This is a genomic window from Afipia sp. OHSU_II-C1, assembly GCF_000497575.1.
Taxonomy (GTDB): Bacteria; Pseudomonadota; Alphaproteobacteria; order Rhizobiales; family Xanthobacteraceae; genus Afipia.
Genome location: NZ_APJI01000006.1, coordinates 243,455 through 265,000, shown reverse-complemented (window position 1 = coordinate 265,000; position 21,546 = coordinate 243,455). Strand labels below are relative to the sequence as shown.

The 21,546-nt window shown below is 61.9% G+C and carries 24 protein-coding genes and 1 tRNA gene (1 of these 25 running past the window's edge); 14 read left to right on the top strand and 11 right to left on the bottom strand.

Features of this window, described 5'->3' with window-relative positions:
* Positions 1–542: the 3' portion of a DUF5996 family protein gene (locus I554_RS0106425; RefSeq protein ID WP_024574758.1), read on the top strand. The gene continues 388 nt to the left of window position 1, outside the view; only the last 542 of its 930 coding nucleotides appear in the window; its start codon lies beyond the left edge, outside the window; its stop codon occupies positions 540–542.
* A 42-nt stretch (positions 543–584) separates the two neighbouring features.
* On the opposite strand, the gene I554_RS0106420 is transcribed toward I554_RS0106425, so the two are convergent.
* A complete protein-coding gene (locus tag I554_RS0106420; protein ID WP_024574757.1) occupies positions 585–1,892 on the bottom strand; it encodes an adenylate/guanylate cyclase domain-containing protein in 1,308 nt (435 codons plus the stop codon).
* A 109-nt stretch (positions 1,893–2,001) separates the two neighbouring features.
* On the opposite strand from I554_RS0106420, the gene I554_RS27195 reads away from it, so the two are divergent.
* Positions 2,002–2,208 carry a hypothetical protein gene (locus I554_RS27195; RefSeq protein ID WP_192819827.1) on the top strand — a complete coding sequence of 69 codons (207 nt, stop codon included), beginning with the start codon at positions 2,002–2,004 and terminating at the stop codon, positions 2,206–2,208.
* A gap of 66 nt (positions 2,209–2,274) precedes the next feature.
* Here I554_RS27195 and I554_RS0106410 read toward each other — a convergent pair whose 3' ends face one another.
* The 7 genes from I554_RS0106410 to I554_RS0106380 all read right to left on the bottom strand — a co-directional run bounded on the left by I554_RS0106410 (position 2,275) and on the right by I554_RS0106380 (position 9,954).
* Positions 2,275–3,366 carry a hypothetical protein gene (locus I554_RS0106410; RefSeq protein ID WP_024574755.1) on the bottom strand — a complete coding sequence of 364 codons (1,092 nt, stop codon included), beginning with the start codon at positions 3,364–3,366 and terminating at the stop codon, positions 2,275–2,277.
* A gap of 13 nt (positions 3,367–3,379) precedes the next feature.
* Positions 3,380–3,997 carry a glutathione S-transferase family protein gene (locus I554_RS0106405; RefSeq protein WP_024574754.1) on the bottom strand — a complete coding sequence of 206 codons (618 nt, stop codon included), beginning with the start codon at positions 3,995–3,997 and terminating at the stop codon, positions 3,380–3,382.
* Between the two features lie 71 nt (positions 3,998–4,068).
* Positions 4,069–4,911 (bottom strand): fumarylacetoacetate hydrolase family protein, encoded by an 843-nt coding sequence (locus I554_RS0106400; RefSeq protein ID WP_024574753.1) that lies wholly within the window; start codon positions 4,909–4,911, stop codon positions 4,069–4,071.
* Positions 4,912–5,018: 107 nt separating this feature from the next.
* Complete coding sequence (locus I554_RS0106395) at positions 5,019–5,876, bottom strand: MBL fold metallo-hydrolase (protein WP_024574752.1); 858 nt, start codon at positions 5,874–5,876, stop codon at positions 5,019–5,021.
* A gap of 88 nt (positions 5,877–5,964) precedes the next feature.
* On the bottom strand, positions 5,965–6,750 hold the full coding sequence (locus I554_RS0106390; RefSeq protein WP_024574751.1) for an SDR family oxidoreductase: 786 nt from the start codon (positions 6,748–6,750) through the stop codon (positions 5,965–5,967).
* A gap of 100 nt (positions 6,751–6,850) precedes the next feature.
* The gene (locus I554_RS0106385; protein ID WP_024578165.1) at positions 6,851–8,458 is read right to left on the bottom strand and encodes a GMC family oxidoreductase N-terminal domain-containing protein; all 1,608 of its coding nucleotides are present in this window, start codon (positions 8,456–8,458) and stop codon (positions 6,851–6,853) included.
* 65 nt (positions 8,459–8,523) lie between these two features.
* Positions 8,524–9,954, bottom strand: coding sequence for a coniferyl aldehyde dehydrogenase (locus I554_RS0106380; protein ID WP_024575882.1), 1,431 nt, complete (start codon positions 9,952–9,954; stop codon positions 8,524–8,526).
* 325 nt (positions 9,955–10,279) lie between these two features.
* Here I554_RS0106380 and I554_RS0106375 point away from each other — a divergent pair.
* Positions 10,280–10,356, top strand: a tRNA-Met gene (locus tag I554_RS0106375).
* Positions 10,357–10,423: 67 nt separating this feature from the next.
* Here the strand turns inward: I554_RS0106375 and I554_RS0106370 are convergent.
* The 3 genes from I554_RS0106370 to I554_RS0106360 all read right to left on the bottom strand — a co-directional run bounded on the left by I554_RS0106370 (position 10,424) and on the right by I554_RS0106360 (position 12,867).
* Entirely contained in the window at positions 10,424–11,485 is a 1,062-nt protein-coding gene (locus I554_RS0106370; protein ID WP_024575883.1) for a 2-dehydropantoate 2-reductase N-terminal domain-containing protein, read from the bottom strand.
* A 268-nt stretch (positions 11,486–11,753) separates the two neighbouring features.
* On the bottom strand, positions 11,754–12,242 hold the full coding sequence (locus tag I554_RS0106365) for a cupin domain-containing protein (RefSeq protein WP_024575884.1): 489 nt from the start codon (positions 12,240–12,242) through the stop codon (positions 11,754–11,756).
* A 100-nt stretch (positions 12,243–12,342) separates the two neighbouring features.
* On the bottom strand, positions 12,343–12,867 hold the full coding sequence (locus I554_RS0106360; protein WP_024575885.1) for a GNAT family N-acetyltransferase: 525 nt from the start codon (positions 12,865–12,867) through the stop codon (positions 12,343–12,345).
* A 107-nt stretch (positions 12,868–12,974) separates the two neighbouring features.
* On the opposite strand from I554_RS0106360, the gene I554_RS0106355 reads away from it, so the two are divergent.
* The 11 genes from I554_RS0106355 (at position 12,975) to I554_RS0106310 (ending at position 21,534) form a co-directional block, all read left to right on the top strand.
* On the top strand, positions 12,975–14,216 hold the full coding sequence (locus I554_RS0106355; RefSeq protein ID WP_006018848.1) for an MFS transporter: 1,242 nt from the start codon (positions 12,975–12,977) through the stop codon (positions 14,214–14,216).
* 186 nt (positions 14,217–14,402) lie between these two features.
* Entirely contained in the window at positions 14,403–14,999 is a 597-nt protein-coding gene (locus tag I554_RS0106350) for a superoxide dismutase (RefSeq protein WP_006018849.1), read from the top strand.
* 74 nt (positions 15,000–15,073) lie between these two features.
* Positions 15,074–15,448, top strand: coding sequence for a fluoride efflux transporter CrcB (gene crcB / locus I554_RS0106345; protein WP_024575886.1), 375 nt, complete (start codon positions 15,074–15,076; stop codon positions 15,446–15,448).
* 13 nt (positions 15,449–15,461) lie between these two features.
* Entirely contained in the window at positions 15,462–16,055 is a 594-nt protein-coding gene (locus I554_RS0106340) for a permease (RefSeq protein ID WP_024575887.1), read from the top strand.
* Positions 16,052–16,549, top strand: coding sequence for a hypothetical protein (locus tag I554_RS0106335; protein WP_024575888.1), 498 nt, complete (start codon positions 16,052–16,054; stop codon positions 16,547–16,549). Before I554_RS0106340 ends, I554_RS0106335 begins: the two co-directional genes overlap by 4 nt.
* Positions 16,550–16,662: 113 nt before the next feature.
* Complete coding sequence (locus tag I554_RS26265; protein WP_034461866.1) at positions 16,663–16,860, top strand: hypothetical protein; 198 nt, start codon at positions 16,663–16,665, stop codon at positions 16,858–16,860.
* A gap of 2 nt (positions 16,861–16,862) precedes the next feature.
* A complete protein-coding gene (locus I554_RS0106330; protein ID WP_024575889.1) occupies positions 16,863–17,615 on the top strand; it encodes an ABC transporter ATP-binding protein in 753 nt (250 codons plus the stop codon).
* 7 nt (positions 17,616–17,622) lie between these two features.
* Complete coding sequence (locus tag I554_RS0106325; protein ID WP_024575890.1) at positions 17,623–18,492, top strand: metal ABC transporter permease; 870 nt, start codon at positions 17,623–17,625, stop codon at positions 18,490–18,492.
* A gap of 42 nt (positions 18,493–18,534) precedes the next feature.
* Entirely contained in the window at positions 18,535–19,407 is an 873-nt protein-coding gene (locus I554_RS0106320) for a metal ABC transporter substrate-binding protein (RefSeq protein ID WP_244432730.1), read from the top strand.
* Positions 19,408–19,456: 49 nt separating this feature from the next.
* Positions 19,457–20,515, top strand: a complete 1,059-nt coding sequence (locus I554_RS0106315; protein ID WP_024575892.1) for a GTP-binding protein — start codon at positions 19,457–19,459, stop codon at positions 20,513–20,515.
* The gene (locus tag I554_RS0106310) at positions 20,515–21,534 is read left to right on the top strand and encodes a WD40 repeat domain-containing protein (RefSeq protein WP_024575893.1); all 1,020 of its coding nucleotides are present in this window, start codon (positions 20,515–20,517) and stop codon (positions 21,532–21,534) included. Before I554_RS0106315 ends, I554_RS0106310 begins: the two co-directional genes overlap by 1 nt.
* The last annotated feature ends 12 nt before the right edge of the window (positions 21,535–21,546 follow it).

Here is a 21,546-nt window from a genome sequence, read left to right as displayed (position 1 = left end):
ATGCGATTCCGTTCGAGCAGGATCGTCAGCACAAGTCCTACGATGCGGATGCCGCGCAGCGTTTCTGGCGCGTGCTGGTGCAGACCGATCGCGTTATGAAACAGTTCCGCTCGGGGTTCATCGGCAAAGTGAGCCCGGTGCACTTCTTCTGGGGCAGCTTCGACATGGCGGTGACCCGGTTTTCGGGGCGCGCAGCGCCGCCGCATCCCGGCGGAATGCCCAATCTCGGCGACTGGGTGGCGGTTGAGGCCTATTCGCATGAGGTCTCGAGCTGCGGCTTCTGGCCGGGCAACGGCGGCTTCGGCAAGGCGGCGTTCTACTCCTACGCCTATCCGGCGCCTCCGGGTTTTGCGGATGCGCCGCTGCGTCCGCCGCAGGCGTCGTTCGATAAAAATCTTCAGGAGTTCGTCCTGGACTACGACGCGGTGCGCCTTTCTGCCGACCCCGATGCCATGCTGCTCGATTTTTTCCAGAGCACGTATGAAGCGGCGGCCAATGCCGCGAAATGGGATCGCGCCGCGCTCGAGCGGGCTCCAACTTAAGCGCGCGACGATGCGGGCTGTGCGTATCGATAGTGCCACGCGCTAGACGGCGGCTGCGAACAGATCCCAGTTTCCTGGAATGCCCTTGAGTTGATGGGAGCCGCGCTCCGCGAATTTCAAGCCGGCCCCGGCGACGAGATCCGTCACCACCCGCGAGACGAGAACCTCGCTGGGCGCGCATTGCGCCATCACGCGCGCCGCCGCGTGGACGGCGATGCCGCCAATGTCGTTGCCCCGCATTTCGATTTCTCCGGTATGGATTCCCGCCCGGAGCGGCAGCCCGATCTGTCGGGACGCGGCCTCGAAGGCGAGAGCGCAGCGGACCGCACGGCCGGGGCCGTCGAATGTCGCGAGAATCCCGTCACCGGTACTCTTGATCAGCGTGCCGCGAAATTTCTCCACGGTCTGTCGTGCGATCTGGTCGTGGCTGTCGAGCAGACGCCGCCATGAGTGGTCGCCCATCGCGGCCGCGCTGCGCGTCGAGTCGACGATGTCGGTAAACAGCACCGTCGCCAGCAGGCGTTCGAGAGTCTCCGACGCATTCTCCCGGTGCCCGGTGATGAATTCCTCGATGTCGCCGGTCAGCGTCTCCACGTCGCCAATCCAGTAAGCGTGGCCTCCTGTCGGGTACTCGATGTATTTCGCGCCCGGAATCCGGGAGGAAAGATCGCGGCCGTAATCGACGGGGACCAACGCGTCCGTCAGCCGATGCATCACAAGGGTCGGCACACGCACGTTCGGCAGGATCGACCTCACGTCGATGTCGATGTTCAGCAGGCCGAATGCTTTGTAGGTGCTCGGACTGGCGGAGAGCCGCTCGAACTTGGCGAACTGCGCCACTGCGTCCGGGTTGCTCGCCTGATCGGGGATCAATCCTCTTATCATCGCGCCGGTGCCCCAGGTCTTGACGCGTTGCAGGATCAGTTCCTCCGTCGCGTAAGCCTTCGCAAAGCCTCCGCACAGAACGAGATGAGTCACCCGTTCGGGAAAGGTCGCGGCGAAAAGCGCGCTCATCGCGCATCCTTCGGAAAACCCTATCAGCGTCGCCTGTTTCGATCCGATCTCGTCCATGACAGCGCGGACGTCGTCCATCCGTTGTTCAAGCGATGCCGCTCCCGGCGTTCTGTCGGAGAGGCCCTGGCCGCGCTTGTCGAAGGAGATGACGCGGGCGAATGCCGCGAGGCGCCGCAGAAAGGCCGTGAAGCCGGGAAGCTCATGCATGAACTCGACGTGAGACACGATGCCCGGAACCATGATGATATCTATCGGACCTTCGCCCATCACCTGATAGGCGATGCTGACGTCTCCGCTGGTGGCGTAGCGCGTCTCGGGCAGATCAAAATTGCTCATAAAATTCCTTCTCTCTGCCGGTCTGTCGCGCTGCGGCGGCGATCGTCATTCTCTGCATCTTGACGGCAGCCTAGATTTGAATATATTCCTATAAGCTGTCTTGACGACCGTGGCCATTCTAGATCGCCGCCGCGGCAAAAAGGTAGCATGCCGGGTGACGACGGTGGAGCGCCGGGAGGCGCAGCGCCTGTCGCATCAGGCGCGCGCGGCCCTCGCAAGGCTGCGCGGCGGACTCGATCGCAAGAGTTCGCCAAAGGTGCCTCGCAAGCACCTTGGCGCCTCCCGCCGCTCCATCAGTCTCGCGCTCTGCGCGTGACAGGGAGTCCGCAAAGCTCGGACGCATTGATCTGCGCCGCGAGGCGATTTCGTTCGGGAGCGTGGACTACGCCGGAAACCGTCCGTCGTCGGTCGCTGCGAGCGGTTTCTGCGTGATGGTCCATGTCAGCGGTCCGGGCGCGCGATCTGAATCGGCCGAGAAATTCAGCGACAGGCGGCGGTCATGCGCGGTCATCAACCCTTCGATCAACCCCGCCAGCGCCTGAAAACACATCGGATGATAGTCCGGAACGCCTGCGATCAGGCTCCATTGCTTTTGTAAGATCGTGACCTGGCCGCTCGCTTGACGCAGGTCGGCCTCGTCGCCCTCCGCGCGCAGAAATTCGAGCAGGAATGCGCCGAAGCCTTCCGGGCCGCTGTCATGAGCAACCGGAAAACTCGCGGCAATGTCGGGATAGAACTGCATGCCGACCAGCTTGCCGGTCAGATACAGCAGATGGCCCGCATCGGACGGGCTGAACTGGCTGACGATCACCGGCAGCGCGGAGCGGACATACTCCATCGCATAATTACGGTAGGCCTTTTCCAGCCGCGCGCGGGGCCATGTCTCGGTCGCGAGCTTCGGCGCGGCGGCAGGATCGAACAGCGGCGCCTCGAGATGCCGCGCGAACACCAGCCGCTCATCAGGCAAAAGATCGCGGTCGTATTCGTAATAGAAGCCTTCGAGGCCGTTCTGGCCGTCGACGGTCTGCTTGGTGCAGACGAAACCCATTCGCGGATTTTTGAATGAGACGCCGTTATGGGCGTGCCAGCCGCGCAGCATCGCGGCCGAAACTTCACCGGGAATCGCGCAGATCGCGGTGCCGCGCCAGACCCAGCGCGGCGGCGGATAGCGGATCCAGGCCTTGCGGTCGGACTCGCGCATGTATTCGACGTTCACGCCGCCGATCTGGTTGCTGAGATAGTGATACTGCGCGGCGGCGACCGCATGCGGCGCGTTGATCAGCCCGAACTTTTCGATGCCGGCGAGAAAGCGCTCGTGGTGCTGGCGGCGGAAGACGCGAAACACGAACTCTGCGGCATCGGCGGTCGAGCGCCGCGTCACCAGCGACATGATCAGGCCGGTGAAATAAGCGTGATAGAGATCGGCGACCGCGTGCCAGGCTTTGAAATCGGTGTCCTCTGCGCGATCGCTCATCGTCCGTCCTCGATCAGGCAGGCGGCGGAACGGTGCTCTTCACCGAGTCTCGCTGCATCATTTTTTCATGGAACGCGTCGAGCTTCGGAAACGCCTTGCGCCAGCCGCAATCGGGAAATCGGAAGTCGAGGTAGCCAAGCACGCAGACAATGCCGATTTGCACGATGTCCAGCGGGCGGGTCAGCACGTCGGGATGCGCCTCGTAGCGCGCCAGACCATCCCATGCGCGCTTGAACTGGTCGTCGGCCCATCCGGACCAGAGAAACTCCTTCGGCCGCAGCATCTTCTCGTAGCGGCACAGCAGCAGCGCATCGAGCATGCCCTGAAGAATGGAATGCTCGGTCTTGGCCTGCCATTTCGCCGGACCAGATGCGGGGATCAGCTTCCCGCCGCCGAGTTCGTCGAGATATTCCGCGATGACGTAGGAATCGACGATGATCTGGCCGCTGTCGAGGATCAGCGCCGGGATCTTGCGCAGCGGGCTGACGTTGCGTGCGTATTCTTCGTTCTCGGTGACCGGGATCGCCTTGATCGGAACGATAAACTCGATCTTGTCGAACAGCCCAAGCTCCATGGCCGCGATACGGATCTTGCGTGCGAACGGAGATGCCGGGGAATAGGCAAGCTTCATGGGATGTCCCTGGGTGAACGAATGAATGGAAGGCTCCGGCGCCAGCGCCGGAGCCTGAAGTGGAATGCCGCCTACGCTGCGACGATTTCCTGACGCTGAGCGCCGAGGCCGTCGATGCCGAGGGTGACGACGTCGCCGACGTTGAGGAATTTCTGCGGCTTCATGCCCATGCCGACGCCGGGTGGCGTGCCGGTGGTAATGATGTCGCCGGGATACAGCGTCATCAGTCCGGAGACATAGGAGATGATCTTCGGCACATTGAAGATCATGGTCGCTGTCGATCCGGTCTGGCAACGCGTGCCATTGACGTCGAGCCACATGCCGAGCTTGTGCACGTCGGCGATTTCATCAGTGGTCACCAGCCAGGGGCCGACCGGTCCGAAGGTGTCGTGCGACTTGCCCTTGGTCCACTGTCCGCCGCGCTCGATCTGGAAGTAACGTTCCGACACGTCGTTGCAGACCGCGTAGCCTGCGACATGCTTCAGCGCATCGGCCTCGGTGACGTACTTGGCCTTGGTGCCGATGATGATCGCGAGTTCGACTTCCCAATCGAGCTTGGTGGATTCGCGCGGCTTTTCGACATTGTCGTTCGGGCCGCACAGGCTGGTGTTGGCCTTGATGAAAACGATCGGCTCCGAAGGGATCGCCATGCCGGCTTCTGCGGCATGGTCCGCGTAGTTCAGGCCGATGGCGACGAACTTGGTGATGCCCGTGACCGGCGATCCGAGGCGCGGGTTGCCGTCCACCAGCGGCAGCGAAGCCGGATCGACGGCGGCGATCTTGGCAAGAGCGGCGGGCGACAGCGCGTCGCCGTTGATGTCCTTCACCAGAGCCGAGAGGTCGCGAATGCGGCCGGAGCGGTCGAGCAGTCCGGGCTTTTCCTGTCCCACAGCGCCATAACGAACTAGTTTCATAGGTAGTTCCTTTTCGTTCTTGTCCGGTTATTTCATTCGTCGGATGTTTCATGCGACACAGCGGGGGGAAATTCAACCTTCACCCGCGTTGTGCAGCGCCCTCATTTTCAGGGGGCCTTCTGGGCCGCAATCAGCCTGAATGCGTTGCCATCGCGCACGATGTGTCCGGGATCGTAATGACCGCCGAAGACCAGCGTCGGGGTGTCCGCAAAGCGCGAAAACAGCATCTTTCGGGCCTCGATGGATTGGACCGGATCGGAATCCGCCGTCGATGACCAGTCGAGGTGAGCCATCTGGCAGGGGTGATGGGCAACGTCGCCGGTGAGCAGCGCCTGCTGGCCATCGGATGTGACGAGAACACTCATGTGGCCGGGGCTGTGTCCCGGGGTTGCGATCAGCGATACCGCGCCGCCGATGCGATGATCGCTGCCGATCAGGTCGGCACGTCCGGCATCGACGATCGGTTGCACCGAATCCTCGAACACCGCTTTGTGTTCGCCAGCAGGACTGTGCGCGGCCCAGTAATCGTATTCGGTCCTGCCGAACAGATAGCGGGCATTGGCAAACGTCGGCACCCACTTGCCGTCGACAAGCTTCGTATTCCAGCCCACATGATCGACATGAAGATGCGTGCAGAGAACCGTATCGATCGTTTCCGCCGGATAACCTGCGGCAGCGAGGTCATTCAGGAACGGCCTGTCGAGATTATTCCACACCGGTACGGATCGGCCTGTCTTGTTGTTGCCGATGCAGGTATCGACGATGATCCTGTTTGTCGGCGTCTCCACGATCCACGATTGCACGTTGAGCCTCAAGCGGCCTTCGGCGCTGGCATAGTGCGGCACCAGCCAGGGCAACTTCCGCGCCTCTTCGGGGGTGGCCTGCGGAAGAATGAATCGCGTGCCGCCCGTCGCTCCGATTTCCACGACGTTGGTGATTTTGACGCGGCCCACGGTCCATTGCATCAAGCCTGCTCCCGGTCGCTTCGACGTATTGTTTTCACCCTCGGGTTTTGAACCCGAGGGTTTGTTTTGCGTTGATAGCCCGTGACGCTTACATCGTGCCTGGATAGGCGCCGCCATCGAGCAGGATGTTCTGGCCGGTGATGAAGCCGGACTTGGCGCCGCACAGGAACGCGCAGGCGAGGCCGAACTCCTCCGGATCGCCGAAGCGTCCGGCAGGGTTCTGCTTGGCGCGCTGCTTCAGCAGATCCTCGACGGAAATGCCTTGCGCATCCGCCGCCTTCTGCGCGATCGGCCCGCGAATGCGGTCGGTGTCGAACGGTCCCGGCAGCAGGCCGTTGATGGTGACATTGGCGATCACGGTCTTGCGCGCGATGCCGGCGACGAAACCTGTGAGACCGCTGCGCGCGCCGTTCGACAATCCCAGCACGTCGATCGGCGCCTTCACCGCGGCGGACGTGATATTGACGATGCGGCCGAACTTGCGCGCCATCATGCCGTCGACCGTCGCCTTGATCAGTTCGATCGGCGTCAGCATGTTGGCGTCGAGCGCCTTGATCCAGTCGTCGCGGGACCAGTCGCGAAAATCGCCCGGCGGCGGCCCGCCGGCGTTGTTGATCAGGATATCCGGATCGGGGCAGGCCTTGAGCGCGGCTTCGCGGCCCTCGGGCGTGGTGATGTCGCCGACGACTTCCGTCACCGTCACCTTAGGGCTGGCTTTGCGAATGTCCGCTGCGGTCTTCGCCAGCGCTTCCGCGCCGCGCGCCGTGATGGTGACATGAACGCCTTCATTGGCCAGCGCGATCGCGCAGGCGCGGCCCAGACCCTTGCTCGCTGCGCACACGATCGCGCGCCGTCCTGAAATTCCGAGATCCACTGGTTACTCCCGTTTTTGTGGTGTTTGTTGTCGCTTAAGGTCAAACATCAGACCTTTAAAGTTCCGATAGGGTCATGCCTCATCCGGGCATCAGGCGCAATCAATGAACGCGCATCTCTGCCTTGATCATGTCGGCGGCCTTTTCGCCGATCATGATGGTCGGTGCGTTGGTGTTGCCGCCGATCACCTCGGGCATGATCGACGCATCCGCGATGCGCAGGCCCTCGATACCGTAGACCTTGAGCTGTGGGTCGACCACGGCCGTCGGATCGTTGACGCCCATCTTGCAGGTGCCGACCGGGTGATAGACCGTGTCGGTCCGCGCACGCAAAGCCTCGCGAATCTGGTCGTCGGATTCCACACCGGCGGTGAACGGATCGGACGTTTGAAGGGCTTTCAGCGCGGGCGCGTCGAGCAGGCGCTTCGTTGTCTTGAAGCCTGCGACCATCGCCTCGAGATCGTCGGGATCGCCGAAGAAATTCGGGTCGATGGCTGGCGGCTGCATCGGGTCGGCGCTTTGCAGCCAGACGCTGCCGCGGCTTTTCGGCCGCAGCAGGCAGACGTGACACGAAAAGCCGCTGCCGAAGAATGGCGTGCGGCCGTGGTTGTTCACCACCGCCATGCAGAAGTGCAGTTGAATGTCGGGCAAATCGAGGTCGGGGCGGGTTTTCAAAAACCCGCCGCACTCGGCGATGTTCGATGTCATCGGGCCGCGGCGCTCGCGGCGATACTGGAAGATCGATTTGATGATGCGTTTGATGCCCGGAAGCGTCAGGCCGGTGAAGTTCGGATTGTCGGAGCGGAAGCCGAATACGAAATCCGGATGATCGTGCAGGTTTTTACCGATGCCCGGCAGGTGATGCACCGGTGCGATGCCGTGTCTGGCGAGTTCGGATTGATCGCCGACGCCGGAGAGCATCAGCAGTTGCGGCGTCTGGAAAGCGCCAAGGCCAAGAATGATCTCGCCCCGCGCCTTGATCTGCTTCGTCTCCTTGCCCCGGCGATACGCGATACCGGTGGCGCGCTTGCCGTCGAACAGGATGCGCGTGGCATGTGCGCCGGTAATCACATGCAGGTTTTTGCGTGTCCCCATGAAGGGATGGATGTAGCCGCGTGCCGCGCTCCAGCGCTCGCCGTTCTTCTGCGTGACCTGATAAACGCCGAGCCCTTCCTGTTCCTCGCCGTTGAAATCTTCGTTGATCCGGAACTGTGCTTCGCGCGCGGCTTGCAGGTAAATGTCCTGAACCGGATTGTCGGTTTGCAGCTTGGTGACGCTGAGCGGTCCGCCCTTGCCGTGATAGAAGCCGTCGAGTTCGCTGTTGTCCTCGGAGCGCTTGAAGTAGGGCAGGACGTCTGCATAGGACCATCCCGTGTTGCCCAGCGAGGCCCAGCGATCGTAATCGGCCTTGTGGCCGCGAATGTAGCACATCGCGTTGATCGATGACGATCCGCCGAGGCCCTTGCCGCGGGGCTGGTAGCCTTTGCGGCCGTTGAGGCCGGGCTGCGGCACGGTCTCGAACGCCCAGTTGTTGACCGGGCCGGACACCATGAAAATCAGCGCGCCGGGTGTGGTGACAACCCAGTTGTCATCCTTGCCGCCCGCTTCCAGCAGCGCGACCGAGACATTGGGATCTTCCGACAGTCGGCTCGCGACGGCGCAGCCTCCAGAACCCGCGCCCACAACCACATAATCGAACGTATCGGCCATCGTATTCCCCCAGACAGCATTTTTAACGCCGGCATTTGCTGCCGGTCGTGTTGATCCAAAAATGATTACGACATGAAACGCAGCAGTTTGATCAGGCGCGCGATCCTGCTGCCATAAGGCGGGTAAAGGTCGGCGAGACGATTGAGCGGCGAGCGATAGAACACCGGCTTCATCTTGCTCAAGGTTCGGAAGCCCCATTCGCCGTGATAGGCGCCGATGCCGGACGCGCCGACGCCGCCCATCGGCTGATTGGCCTGCACGAAGTGAAACAGGCAATCGTTGATCGTGACGCCGCCGGACACGGTGCGCGCCAGAACCTGATCGCGGGCCGCATTGTCCTTGCCGAACCAGTACAGCGCCAGCGGGCGATCGTTGGCGTTGATGTGTGCGATGGCTGCATCGGTGCTGTCGCAGGCGAACACCGGCAGGATCGGCCCGAAGATTTCCTCCTGCATCACCTTCATGTCGGTCGTCGCGCCGCTGACGAAGGTCGGCGGAAACTTTCGCTTCGATTTCCACGCCGGATCGTCCGCGCGTGCCGGCTGCACGATTTTGCCGCCCCGCGCGGCGGCGTCCTGCACAAGGCTTTCGAGCCGGGCGTAATGCCGGTCCGAGACGATGGACGTGTAGTCCTTGTTGTCCGGGCTCGTGCCGAACATCCGCACGACTGCGCTGTTTGCCTTGGTCACGAATTCATCTGCGCGGTCACCTGCGATCAAGACATAATCCGGCGCGATGCAGGTTTGTCCGGCGTTCATCAGCTTGCCGTAGACGATGCGCTCGGCTGCCTCGGCAATATCGGCAGAGCGGTCGATGATCGCCGGCGACTTGCCGCCGAGCTCGAGCGTCACCGGCGTCAGGTTGCGGCCTGCGGCTTCGGCGACCAGCCGGCCGACGTGGGTCGAGCCGGTGAAAATCAGATGATCGAACGGCAGCGCCGCGAACCGCTGCGAAATGTCGCCGTCGATGCCGGTGACCATGACTTCGGTGTCGTCGAATTTCTCGGCGATCAGCTTTTGCAGCAGCGCGGAAAATCGCGGCACCAGTTCGCTCGGCTTGATCATCACCCGGTTGCCGGCGGCGATGGCCGCGACGGCGGGTGCGAGTGTGAGCTGTAGCGGATAATTCCATGGCGCGATGATGCCGACCACGCCGAGCGGCTGCGGCAGCAGTTTGTTCTTGGCGGGGAAGTATTGCAGTTCGGTCACGACATGCTTCTGGGCCATCCAGCGGCCGAGATTTTTGGTCGCGTGCTTGATCTCCGCGAGCACGAACAGCGTTTCGGCGATCAGCGTCTCGGTCCTGGAGCGGTTGCCGAAGTCGGCAGAGATGACTTCATCGAATTGGGTTTCATTCTCCACCACGAGGGCGCGCAGCCGGGCGAGCCGGTCGCGGCGCTCGGCAAGGGAAGGTTCTGCCGCACGCGACAGCGCCACGGCGCGGCGGAACACATCCTCGATGCCGCCTGCGGCGGGAGTCCTGACGGCCTGATTCATTGGTCTCCCCGGGTTTCCTCATGGCTGGCTTTTGGATGCCATGCCTTATTTGGATTGACCGAAGGCTGATATGTCGCGGCCCTGTTGGCAAGCCCGATTGGGGCGCAGGCGCAGAAACGCCATGGCATCAGTTGCTTGGGCGGGCGTCATAAAATCGTGAAAAAGATCGTCCGCAGGCCTTTCCAAAGCGGGGTGTCGTTGGTACATACCCCCTCGCACCACGGGCTTTGCCCTGGTTGCCTTCTCTCGCCTCCGGACGGGTTGGGACGACGCTTTTGGCGTTGAACTGTCGTCTGTCTGCAATTGAAGGTGTGCACCGGTTTATCGCGGGGTGGAGCAGCCCGGTAGCTCGTCAGGCTCATAACCTGAAGGTCATAGGTTCAAATCCTATCCCCGCAACCAAACAAAAAACCCTTCCAGATCAATGATCTGGAAGGGTTTTTCTTTGGCCGGGTTACGGCAGCGGCCGCTATCCTGCGGATCCACCCGGCACGATCTTCTCGCCCAGTTTTATATCGACGACTTCGACCGTGCGATCGATATCGGCATTGGGCATGCCGAGCTGATGCGAGATCAGCTTCACCAAGAGATCGACCCGCTCGATGAACGGCGCGCCGCTCGCCACCGCGCGCGCGGCGGATGACGGCTTGAGCAGGCTTTCCGCCGCCTTCGCATATTTCTCGAACGGCACCTGATCTTCCGGGTCCGCGCCGAGCTTTCGCGCGACGGCATCGACATGGTTGTAGATCGACTTCGAGAGATTCAGATCGCCATGCACGGCATCGCGGATCGGGCGGGGATCGGTCGGCGTGATGCAGCGATAGTTTCCGGTCAGCAGCATCGACCACTTCGCCAGCGGGACGAACAGCGAGTCGAACACCTTGAGCTTCACCGGAACATCCTGGCCATCGAGCTTCACCGCATCGATGTCCGCTTCAAGTTCGCGCAGCAGCTTGTTGTGCGCTTCGTTTTCAAATGTCGCGGCCTTGAAGTTTGTCGGCAGACCGACGTGAAGCACGTTCGCGCTTTCCTCCGGCGGACGGAAAGCCTGCGGATCGGGCGAGCACAGCGTCACAAGGCCCGGCTCAAACCGTTCCCACACCTGCGCATTGGTATAGGCCTCCTCGAGATCCATGTTCGACAGGCCTTCGATCCGCTTCAGATAGGGCAGCGGCGGCATGTTCATGATCGACAGGCACGGCAGCTTCGCCGCGGCGATCTTGATCATCAGAACGCGGATCGTGTGGTTGGTGTACTGCGGCTCCTGCATGGCAAGAGCGACCAGATCATAGCGTGACAGGTCAACCTTGTCGGGCGAGGTGGCATCCAGTTTGCCCGGCAGCGTGCGCGAGAAGATCGAGCGATGGGTCGGCTCGTCGCGAAGCTTGATGCGGACTTCGGTGCCGTCACGGTTGATGAGTTCTGCGGTGTTCTTCCGGCAGACCAGGGTCACGTTGTGGCCGGCCATCAGAAGCTTCGTTCCCAGCAGCGAGCCGTACGAGGCTCCCAGAATCAGAATGTTGCGCGCCATGCTCGCTCGTCCTCAAAATAAATGCCTCAACGCCTCGGCCCAAGCCGACCGGGAGTCCGTGACATCAGAAATCCTGTCCGGACAAAGAACGGCGCAGGCCAGAACCTTGACATCACAGGGGAAATTGCCCGCCGGTAGACGGGCGTCCGGTATCTAACGCAAGTTGGTATACATAACAATCATATACCAGCCGATTTTGGGCCTTTCGGACGCCTTTGCCGCAGCAAAAAGCCGCCTGAAACAGGCGGCTTTCGCCGGGGGCGACCTCTCAGTTTGTTTTGCCGAACTGAGGCTCGTCCGGTTTGCTGAAGGCGTTTCCGCTCGGCCCGTATCCCGTGATCTGAATGATCGCGCCTTCTTCGCGCGTGCCGTCCCAGTGCACTTTGCCGTTCGGATGCATCATGTAGGCGCCGGTCTTGAGCGGGATCGCCTTCTGCGGCTCGAATGCCTCGCCCGTGCCGGTGTACCAGGTGCCCGACAGCACCACGACATGCCGGTCCTCGGGATGCTTATGCGGCTTGCTCATGATGCCCGGCGGCCACTTGATGCGCAGCACGTAGATACCGGGTTTCGATGGATCGCCGAACAGCGTAGCCACCTCGACGCCGACGCCGAACGGATTCTTGTACTGCTCGTCGCCTTGCTTGATTCGGATAAAGCCGTCGCCGTCCGTCTCGGCCCTGGCTGCCGGATGCTGAAGCGTCATCGCAGCGGCGGCACATCCGGCGATCGTCAGAGCAGTTTTGATTTTCTTCACGTTGGTTCTCTCCCTTGCTTTTCTTGTTATGCAGGGAGGCTAGTCCGTTCGCGCCGCGGCTGGCAACGAGCAGTGCAGCACGAGCGCTATCAGCCGGCGCTCACCACGGCAGGCCGCAAAGATCGAGGGTGCCTTCGCGCAGCAGGCGCTTGATCTTGAACACGTAGGGCGCCATCGCGGTGAACGGCGCACGTCCGCCGGGCTGCTCTGCGTACACGGTGCCGTTGAAAGTCTGCCAGCCGAGTTTTTCGTAAAATGCAGTGTTGTGCGGTTCGCAGAACAGCATTCCGAAATCGGTGGCGCGCTCCTCGGTCAGGGTGTGGATCGCCGCGTTGATGGCGAGCGTCGCATAGCCGCGCCCGCGGCAATCCTCGCGCGTCGCCACGCCGCCGATTCCGCCGATGATGACCTTGCGACCGTTCCAGGTGCCGGTGCGGCGATAAATCCCGGTATGGCAGACGACATCGCCGTCCAGTTCGATCATCACCCGCAGGTCGGCTTTGGCAAAAACGATGTGGCCCCACGGTGATGCTTTCACAACCTCGGGCGGCCAGACAGCCGACAACAGCGGCTTGACCGCGGGCCAGGCCGTATCACCGGTCGCAATATCGATTTCAATGCTCATCCAATGGTCTGCCTTTGCGCTGCGCACATCTGCCTTGTTCTTTGCGCAGATGGTAAAACGCCGATTCCGATGCGACTATGAACGCCATATCGGGAGAATTTTCTACAATGCAGGCTTCTCAGCTCAGCTCCTACCAGAAGTGGTCGATCCTGATCGGCGCATCCGTCATGTTGAGCCTGTCGATGGGTATGCGGCAGAGTTTCGGGCTTTTCCAGCCCTCGATCCTGCATGATACCCAGATCACCAGCGCCGATTTCTCGCTGGCCACCGCGATCCAGAACATCATGTGGGGCATCACCCAGCCCTTCGTCGGCATGTTCGCCGACCGCTACGGCTCTCGTTACGTGATGCTCATCGGTGTGCTTGTCTACATTCTCGGCCTCGTCACCATGATCTTCGCGACCACGGCGCTGGCGTTCACGTTCGGCTGCGGCATCTGCGTTGGCATCGCGCTGTCGTGTACGGCGTCGAGCATGAGCATGACCGTCTCGGCGCGGGCCGTGTCCGCGGCCAAGCGCAGCGTCACCATGGGCGCGATTTCCGCCGCCGGTTCGATCGGTCTGGTGATCGCCTCGCCCCTGGCCCAGACCCTGATTTCGACGTCCGGCTGGCAGATCGCGCTAGTTGGTTTCATCGGTCTGGCCTGTGTCATGCTTCCGTCAGCGTTCAGCGCGGGCAAGGCCGACAAGATCGAGATCGACAAGGCGGACGATGTGAACCAGTCGCTTGGCGCGGTGGTCCAGTCGGCGCTCGGACATTCCGGCTACGTCATCATGGCGCTCGCGTTCTTCGTGTGCGGGCTGCAGCTTGTCTTCATCACGACACATCTGCCGAATTATCTTGCGATCTGCGGCCTTGATCCGTCGCTCGGCGCAACGGCGCTGGCGCTGGTCGGGCTGTTCAATGTGTTCGGATCCTACGCGTTCGGCTGGCTGGGAGGACGTTATCCCAAGCAACTGCTGCTCGGCGGCATTTACATTGTGCGTTCGCTGGCGATCGCGGTGTATTTCCTCCTGCCGGCCACGCCGACATCGACGCTGATTTTCGCGGCGGTGATGGGCTCGCTCTGGCTCGGCGTCGTGCCGCTGGTGAACGGTCTCGTCGCGCAATTGTTCGGACTGCGCTACATGGCGACCCTGACCGGTATCGCCTTCCTCAGCCATCAGGTGGGATCGTTTATCGGCGCCTGGGGCAGCGGCCTGATTTTCGATCGTCTCGGCAGCTATGATCTGGCCTGGAAGGGCGCGGTTATCATCGGTCTGATCGCGGGGTCGTTCCAGATGCTGATGAATGTGCGGCCGCCGAAGGCCAAGAACGAACTGGCCGGAGCGCTGCCCGAGGCTGCTTGAGAAGGCCGCTTAAGAGGCTGTCCGAATAAGGCGATTTGTAAAAACGATGGTCCGGCAATACCCGCTCCGCGGGGCGATCCGGCCGTCATCGCGATTCAGTGCGGCAACCCTGTTTCCCTCTCCGGGAAACCTTCTATAGTGCGCCGCGTTGACACCTCGTCACCCACAATTTCCGGAAGTTGACCCATGACCTTCACGCTCGCGAATTTGCCTTACGCTCATGATGCGCTCCAGCCGTACATGTCGAAGGAGACGCTCGAATATCACCACGACAAGCATCACCAGGCTTACGTGACTAACCTGAACAATCTGATCAAGGGCACCGAGTTCGAGGGCAAGTCCCTTGAAGACATTGTGAAGGGCTCGTTCGGCAAGAACGCGCCGATCTTCAACAACGCCGGCCAGGACTATAACCACAACCATTTCTGGAACTGGATGAAGCCCAACGGCGGCGGCGACAAGCTTCCCGGCAAGCTCGCCAAGAAGATCGACGAGGATCTCGGCGGTCTCGAGAAGTTCAAGACCGACTTCATCGCGGCCGGTGTCGGCCAGTTCGGCTCGGGCTGGGCGTGGCTGTCGGTGAAGAACGGCAAGCTCGAAATTTCCAAGACGCTGAACGGCGAAAGCCCGCTGGTCCATGGCGCGACGCCGATCCTTGGCGTCGACGTGTGGGAGCATTCCTACTACATCGATTACCGCAATCGCCGTCCGGACTATCTCAAGGCGTTCGTCGATCACCTCGTGAACTGGGAATACGTCGAGTCCCTGTTCGAGAAGGCGTAACCAGCGCATTCAACTCAAGGGGCCGCAATTTGCGGCCCCTTTTTCAAAACGACGTTCCGCAATCTAAGATTTCCATGAACTATCTTCTTGTCTTTGTCGGCGGTGGTCTGGGCGCGTCGCTTCGCCATGCGATCAATGTCGGCTGCGCCCGTGCGTGCGGCTTCAATTTTCCCTACGGCACGTTCGTGATCAACATCACCGGCTCGCTGGTGATGGGGCTCATCGCCGGCTATCTCGCCTTCAAGGGTGAGGCATCGCAGCCGTGGCGTCTGTTCATCATGACTGGCGTTCTCGGCGGCTACACCACTTTCTCCGCGTTCTCGCTGGACGCGGTCACGCTTTATGAGCGCGGCGAGATGGGACTGGCATTGTTCTACGTGGTCGGATCGGTGGTGCTGTCGATTGCGGGACTCATCGGCGGTCTCGCGCTGGTCCGGCATTTCGCCTGAGCGAAAGTTCTTCTTGTCCAAACTCCCGAAAACCGAACCTGCCAACGACGAAGAGGGCGCTGAAACCGTCTCGCGCAGCAAGCGCAAACCGTTCGGCTGGTCGACGTTCATCATTGCCGCGCTTGTGGTGATCAGCGCCGCGCTGGTGTGGCGGCGCGACGGCCTTGACGGCGTATGGACCATCCTTTCCCACGATGTCTCGCTGTTCGGCGAGATCATGCCGCGCGTCCTCGCCGGCTGCCTGCTTGGCGGATTGCTCGCCGCCGTGCTGCCGCACGACAAGGTGTCGAGATCGCTCGGGCCGGAGTCCGGCCTCAAGGGCTTGCTGATCGGCACCGCGTTCGGCGCGATCCTGCCTGGCGGACCGTTCACCGCCTATCCTGTCGCCAGCGCCTTGCTCGCAGTCGGTGCGGATTTCGGTGCAACCATCGCCATGGTGGTGAGCTGGACGCTGATCGGCTACGGCCGCGCGGTCGCCTGGGAGATGCCGATCATGGGCGCCGATTTCACGCTCTGGCGCATCGTCATTTCGCTGCCGATGCCGATCCTCGCCGGCGCGCTCGGGCGTTTCGTCTATGTCCGCGTGCGGAACAGGTTCAAGCTGTGACCGCGCTGATCATCGACATCCTGCTGTGGGGCTCGCTGATCGGCGTGAGCGTGATCGCATGGCGGCAGGACAAGGCGGTGCTGGGCACGGCGCTGCGCAATGGCGGGATGGACTTCATCAACATTGTGCCGCGCATCGCGCTCGGTGTGATCGGGTCAGGATTCATTGCCGCGATCATCCCGTCGGAAGTGATCGTCGGGGGGCTGGGGCCGGACACCGGATGGCTCGGCGTCGCGACCGCGGTGGTTGCCGGTGCAGCGACCCCTGGCGGGCCGGTGGTCGGCTTTTCCCTCGGGGCGGTCGCGCTCAAGAGCGGCGGAGGAACCCCGCAGGTGGTCGCCTATGTGGTCGCCTGGGCCCTGTTTGCGTTCCAGCGGGTGATCTTGTGGGAAATCCCCTTCATGCCGGCCCGGTTTGTCTGGTTCCGCTGCGCCGTTTCGGTCCCGTTCCCGTTCCTGGCTGCCGCTATCGTCATGGTGATCGGTAAACCTTGAGCCCGGAACGGCCTCGCGGAACCATGGACGCGAGTGATGTTATAATATAACATTTCTGAGTATTTGGAGCGGCTGCGGCCTCTCAGCCTCACCGGACCTGGAAAGCGTACCGCATGGCCCATTCGCACGGGCATTCCCACAGCCACGGTCATTCACACGGCCCTCACGCGCACCGCCATGGCCCGGCATCGCCTCATCCGGCCCAACCGGTCCATTGGTCGATCCTGCGGATGACACTGGCGGCGCGGCTGACTGCCGCGGTGGCGATCAGCGCGGGTCTGTGGGCCATCGTCCTGCTGGCGATGAGGTGAGCATGACCGCGCAACTTCAATTCCGCGACGTCACACTCGGCTACGACCGTCATCCGGCCGTGCATCACCTGAGCGGCGAGGTCGTCCCCGGCGCACTGGTCGCTGTGGTCGGCCCGAACGGCGCCGGCAAGTCGACGTTGTTTCGCGGCATCGTCGGTATCCTCAAGCCGCTGGCCGGCGTCATCGGCCTCGGCAATCTCAATCCGCGCGATATCGCCTATCTGCCGCAGACCGCGGACATCGACCGCAGCTTTCCGATTTCGGTCTACGATTTCGTCGGCACCGGTCTGTGGCGCCGCAGAGGGATTTTCGGCGGCCTTGGCAAGGCGGAGCAGGCACGGATCACCGAGGCGCTGGCTGCGGTCGGTTTGAGCGGATTTGAAAATCGCCCGATCGGGACGCTGTCCGGCGGACAGATGCAGCGCATGCTGTTTGCCCGCGTGCTGCTGCAGGATGCCCGCATGATCGTGCTGGACGAACCCTTCAACGCCATCGATGCAAAGACGTCCGCCGATCTGGTTGCGCTGGTGCAGCGCTGGCACGCCGAGAAGCGCACGGTGCTCGCCGCATTGCACGACATGGATCTGGTGCGTGCGAATTTCCCCGAGACCTTGTTGCTCGCGCGCTCAAAAGTGGCGTGGGGCAAAACATCGGAAGTGCTGACACAGGAAAACCTGCTGGCGGCACGCCACATGTGCGAAGCCTTTGACGACAGTGCTGCGCCGTGCGTCGACACGTCATCGCAAGCAGCGTGAAACGATCATGATCTACGACGCGCTGATCGCGCCTTTCATCGAATTCGAGTTCATGCGCCGCGCGCTGGCCGGCGTGGTTGCATTGTCGCTCGGCGGTGCGCCGATCGGCGTGTTCCTCATGCTGCGCCGGATGAGCCTTGTGGGCGACGCCATGGCGCATGCCATCCTGCCGGGTGCCGCGATCGGCTTTCTGCTGTCCGGCCTGAACCTGTTTGCGATGACGTTCGGCGGACTTGTTGCGGGTTTTACGGTGGCGTTGCTGTCGGGGTTGGTCGCGCGCAGCACCGAGCTGAAAGAAGATGCCTCGCTGGCGGCGTTCTATCTAGTGTCACTGGCGCTCGGCGTCACCATCGTTTCGGTCAAGGGCACGAATATTGATCTGCTGCATGTGCTGTTCGGCAATATTCTGGCGATGGACGACCAGACCCTGCTGGTGATTGCGTTCAATGCCACCATCACGCTGCTTGTGCTGGCGGTGATCTATCGCCCGCTGGTGATCGAGTGCGTCGATCCGGTATTTTTGCGCACGGTGAGCCGCGCCGGCGCACCCGCGCATCTCGCCTTCCTGGCGTTGGTCGTTATCAATCTGGTCAACGGCTTTCATGCGCTCGGCACGCTGCTGGCGGTGGGGTTGATGATCCTGCCCGCGGGCATTGCGCGATTCTGGTCGCGCGATATCACCGGCATGATCGGCATCGCGGTGGCGAGCGCCGCGCTGTCGGGCTTTGCGGGATTGCTGCTGTCGTTCCACACCAAGGTCCCTTCGGGACCTGCGATTATTCTGGTCTGCGCGGCGCTGTATGTGATCTCTGTCCTGTTCGGGAGCGTCAGCGGCCTCGTCCGGCAGCTCTTCCCCGGCCGCCATCTCGAAGCGTGAGGAGAAGCTGTGCTTCGATTCTTATCCATCATCGTTGTTGCAGTGGCTGCGCTTGCAAGTCACGCCTCCGCACAGTCAGTTGATCCCGGACGCCTCAACGTTGTCGCGACATTCTCGATTCTTGGCGATTTCGCGAAGAATGTCGGTGGTGACCGGGTCAATGTGATAACACTGGTTGGACCCAACAGCGACACCCATGTCTACACGCCGACGCCTTCGGACGCGAAAAAGATCACCGATGCAAGGCTTGTGATCATCAACGGTCTCGGCCTTGAGGGCTGGCTGCAGCGTCTGGTCAAGTCATCCGGCAGCAAGGCGGTGACGGTGGTCGCCACCAAGGGCATTGCCGCGCGCAAGATCGAGGACGGCCACGACCATGGTCCCACGGATGCCGATCCACATGCCTGGCAATCGGTGGTCAATGCGAAAATCTATGTCGCCAACATCCGCGATGCGCTGATGGCGGCGGACCCGGCGGGTGCGGATGCCTACAAGGCCAATGCGAGTGCCTACCTCGGCAAGCTCGACGCGCTGGATCGCGACGTCCGGGAGGCGGTGGCGAAAATTCCGCCCGAGCGCCGCAGTGTGATCTCGACCCACGATGCCTTCGGCTATTTTGCCGCCGCCTATGGGATCAAATTTATCGCCCCGCAGGGCGTCTCGACCGAGTCCGAGCCCAGCGCCCGCGACATTGCAGCCATCATTTCCCAGATCAAAAGACAGAAAATTCCGGCTGTTTTTCTGGAAAATGTCAGCGATCCGCGCCTGATCCGGCGGATCGCCGCCGAGACCGGGGCGAATATCGGTGGAACGCTGTATTCGGACAGTCTGACCGACGAAAAGGGCCCGGCCCCCACTTACATTGATATGGTCCGGCACAATATAAAGGCCCTGACCAGCGCGCTGTCGAGCTAGGGCAGGGGCCACCCCGCCGCCGGGCGCGTTTTGATTGCCTGGAGATTTCATGTCTGAAGCCGCTGCCAACAAAATTCCCGTGACCGTTCTGACCGGCTACCTCGGTGCCGGAAAGACCACGCTGCTCAATCGCATCCTGTCCGAGAACCACGGCAAGAAGTACGCCGTAATCGTCAATGAGTTCGGCGAGATCGGCATCGACAACGACTTGATCGTCGGTGCGGACGAGGAAGTGTTCGAAATGAACAACGGCTGCGTCTGCTGCACCGTGCGCGGCGACCTCGTGCGCATCATCGACGGCCTGATGAAGCGAAAGGGCAAGTTCGACGCCATCATTCTGGAGACCACGGGTCTCGCCGACCCCGCTCCGGTGGCGCAGACTTTCTTCGTCGACGAAGATGTGCGCGAGAAGACCGCGCTCGATGCGGTGGTGACGGTGGCCGACGCCAAGTGGCTGAGCGATCGCCTCAAGGATGCACCGGAAGCCAAGAACCAGATCGCCTTCGCCGACGTCATCGTGCTGAACAAGACCGATCTCGTCACCAAGCCGGAACTGGCCGAGGTCGAGGCGCGTATCCGTGCGATCAATCCCTATGCGACGCTGCACCGGACCGAGCGCGCACAGGTGAAGCTGTCGGATGTGCTGGAGCGCGGCGCATTCGATCTCGACCGCATTCTCGAAATCGAGCCGGAATTCCTTGACGATGGCGGTCATGACCATGACCACGATCATCACCATCATGATCATGATGGCCACGACCATCATCACGACCATGGTCATTCCCACGGCGGCATGAAGCACTATCATGACGAGGACATGCAGTCGCTGTCGCTGCGGACCGACAAGCCGATCGACCCGACCAAGTTCATGCCGTGGCTGCAGGAGCTGGTCGCCAAGGACGGGGAGAAGATCCTGCGTTCGAAGGGCATCCTTTCGTTCAAGGGCGACGACGACCGTTACGTCTTCCAGGGCGTTCACATGATGCTGGAGGGCGACCATCAGCGTAAATGGCGCAATGACGAGAAGCGCGAGAGCCGCCTGGTGTTCATCGGCCGCGAACTTCCCGAACAGGCGATCCGTGAAGGTTTTGAGAAGACCATCGCGTGATGAAGGACTTCAATCCGGCTCCGGAGACGGCCTCTATCGTTTCCGTCACTGATCGCGTCACCAGCGTGAAGCTCGACGCGCCTGCGACCGCTGTGCATTTTCTCGGCGACGTTGCGGCGTTTGTCGGCGCGGAAGAGAGCGTCACCTTCGCGGGCAGCGACGGCGAGGCAAGGCCGGTCGCAGTGCATGGCGGCGGCATCCTGTGCTCCGCATCCGACGGCAAGCGCGTTGTCATGGGTGGCGACGACGGCAAGCTGGTGTCTGTCGATGCCAAGTCGAATGTCGAAACCCTGGCGACAGACGCCAAGCGCCGCTGGATTGACAATGTCGCGTTGCATTCCGACGGCGCCGTTGCGTGGTCGGCGGGCAAGACGGCCTATGTCAAAGCTCCAACGGGCGAGGCGAAATCGCTCGACGTGCCGTCCACGGTGGGAGGTCTGGCCTTCGCGCCGAAAGGCGTGCGGCTCGCGGTGGCGCATTACAATGGTGTGACGCTGTGGTTTCCCAATATGGGCGCGAAGCCAGAGTTTCTGGAGTGGAAAGGCTCGCATCTCGGCGTCACCTTCAGCGCCGATAACCGCTTCCTCGTCACATCGATGCATGAAGCGGCGCTGCACGGCTGGCGGCTGGCCGATTCACGGCACATGCGGATGACCGGATACCCGGCGCGGGTGCGCTCGATGTCATGGAGCGCGGGCGGGAAATTCCTTGCCACCTCCGGCTCGGACAGCGTGATCCTGTGGCCGTTTGCGAGCAAGGACGGACCGATGGGCAAGGAGCCGGGAATGCTTGCGCCGTTGCACGCCAAGGCGACGGTGGTCGCTTGCCATCCCAAGGACGATATTTTCGCGGTCGGCTACAGCGACGGCACCATCCTGATGGTGCGCATCGAGGACGGCGCGGAAATCCTGGTCCGCAGGAACGCGGGGGAGCCGGTAGCCGCGCTGGCATGGAATGCGAAGGGATCGCTGCTTGCTTTCGCGACAGAGGACGGCGACGCTGGACTGCTTACCCTCTAATGGGTAAGCAGT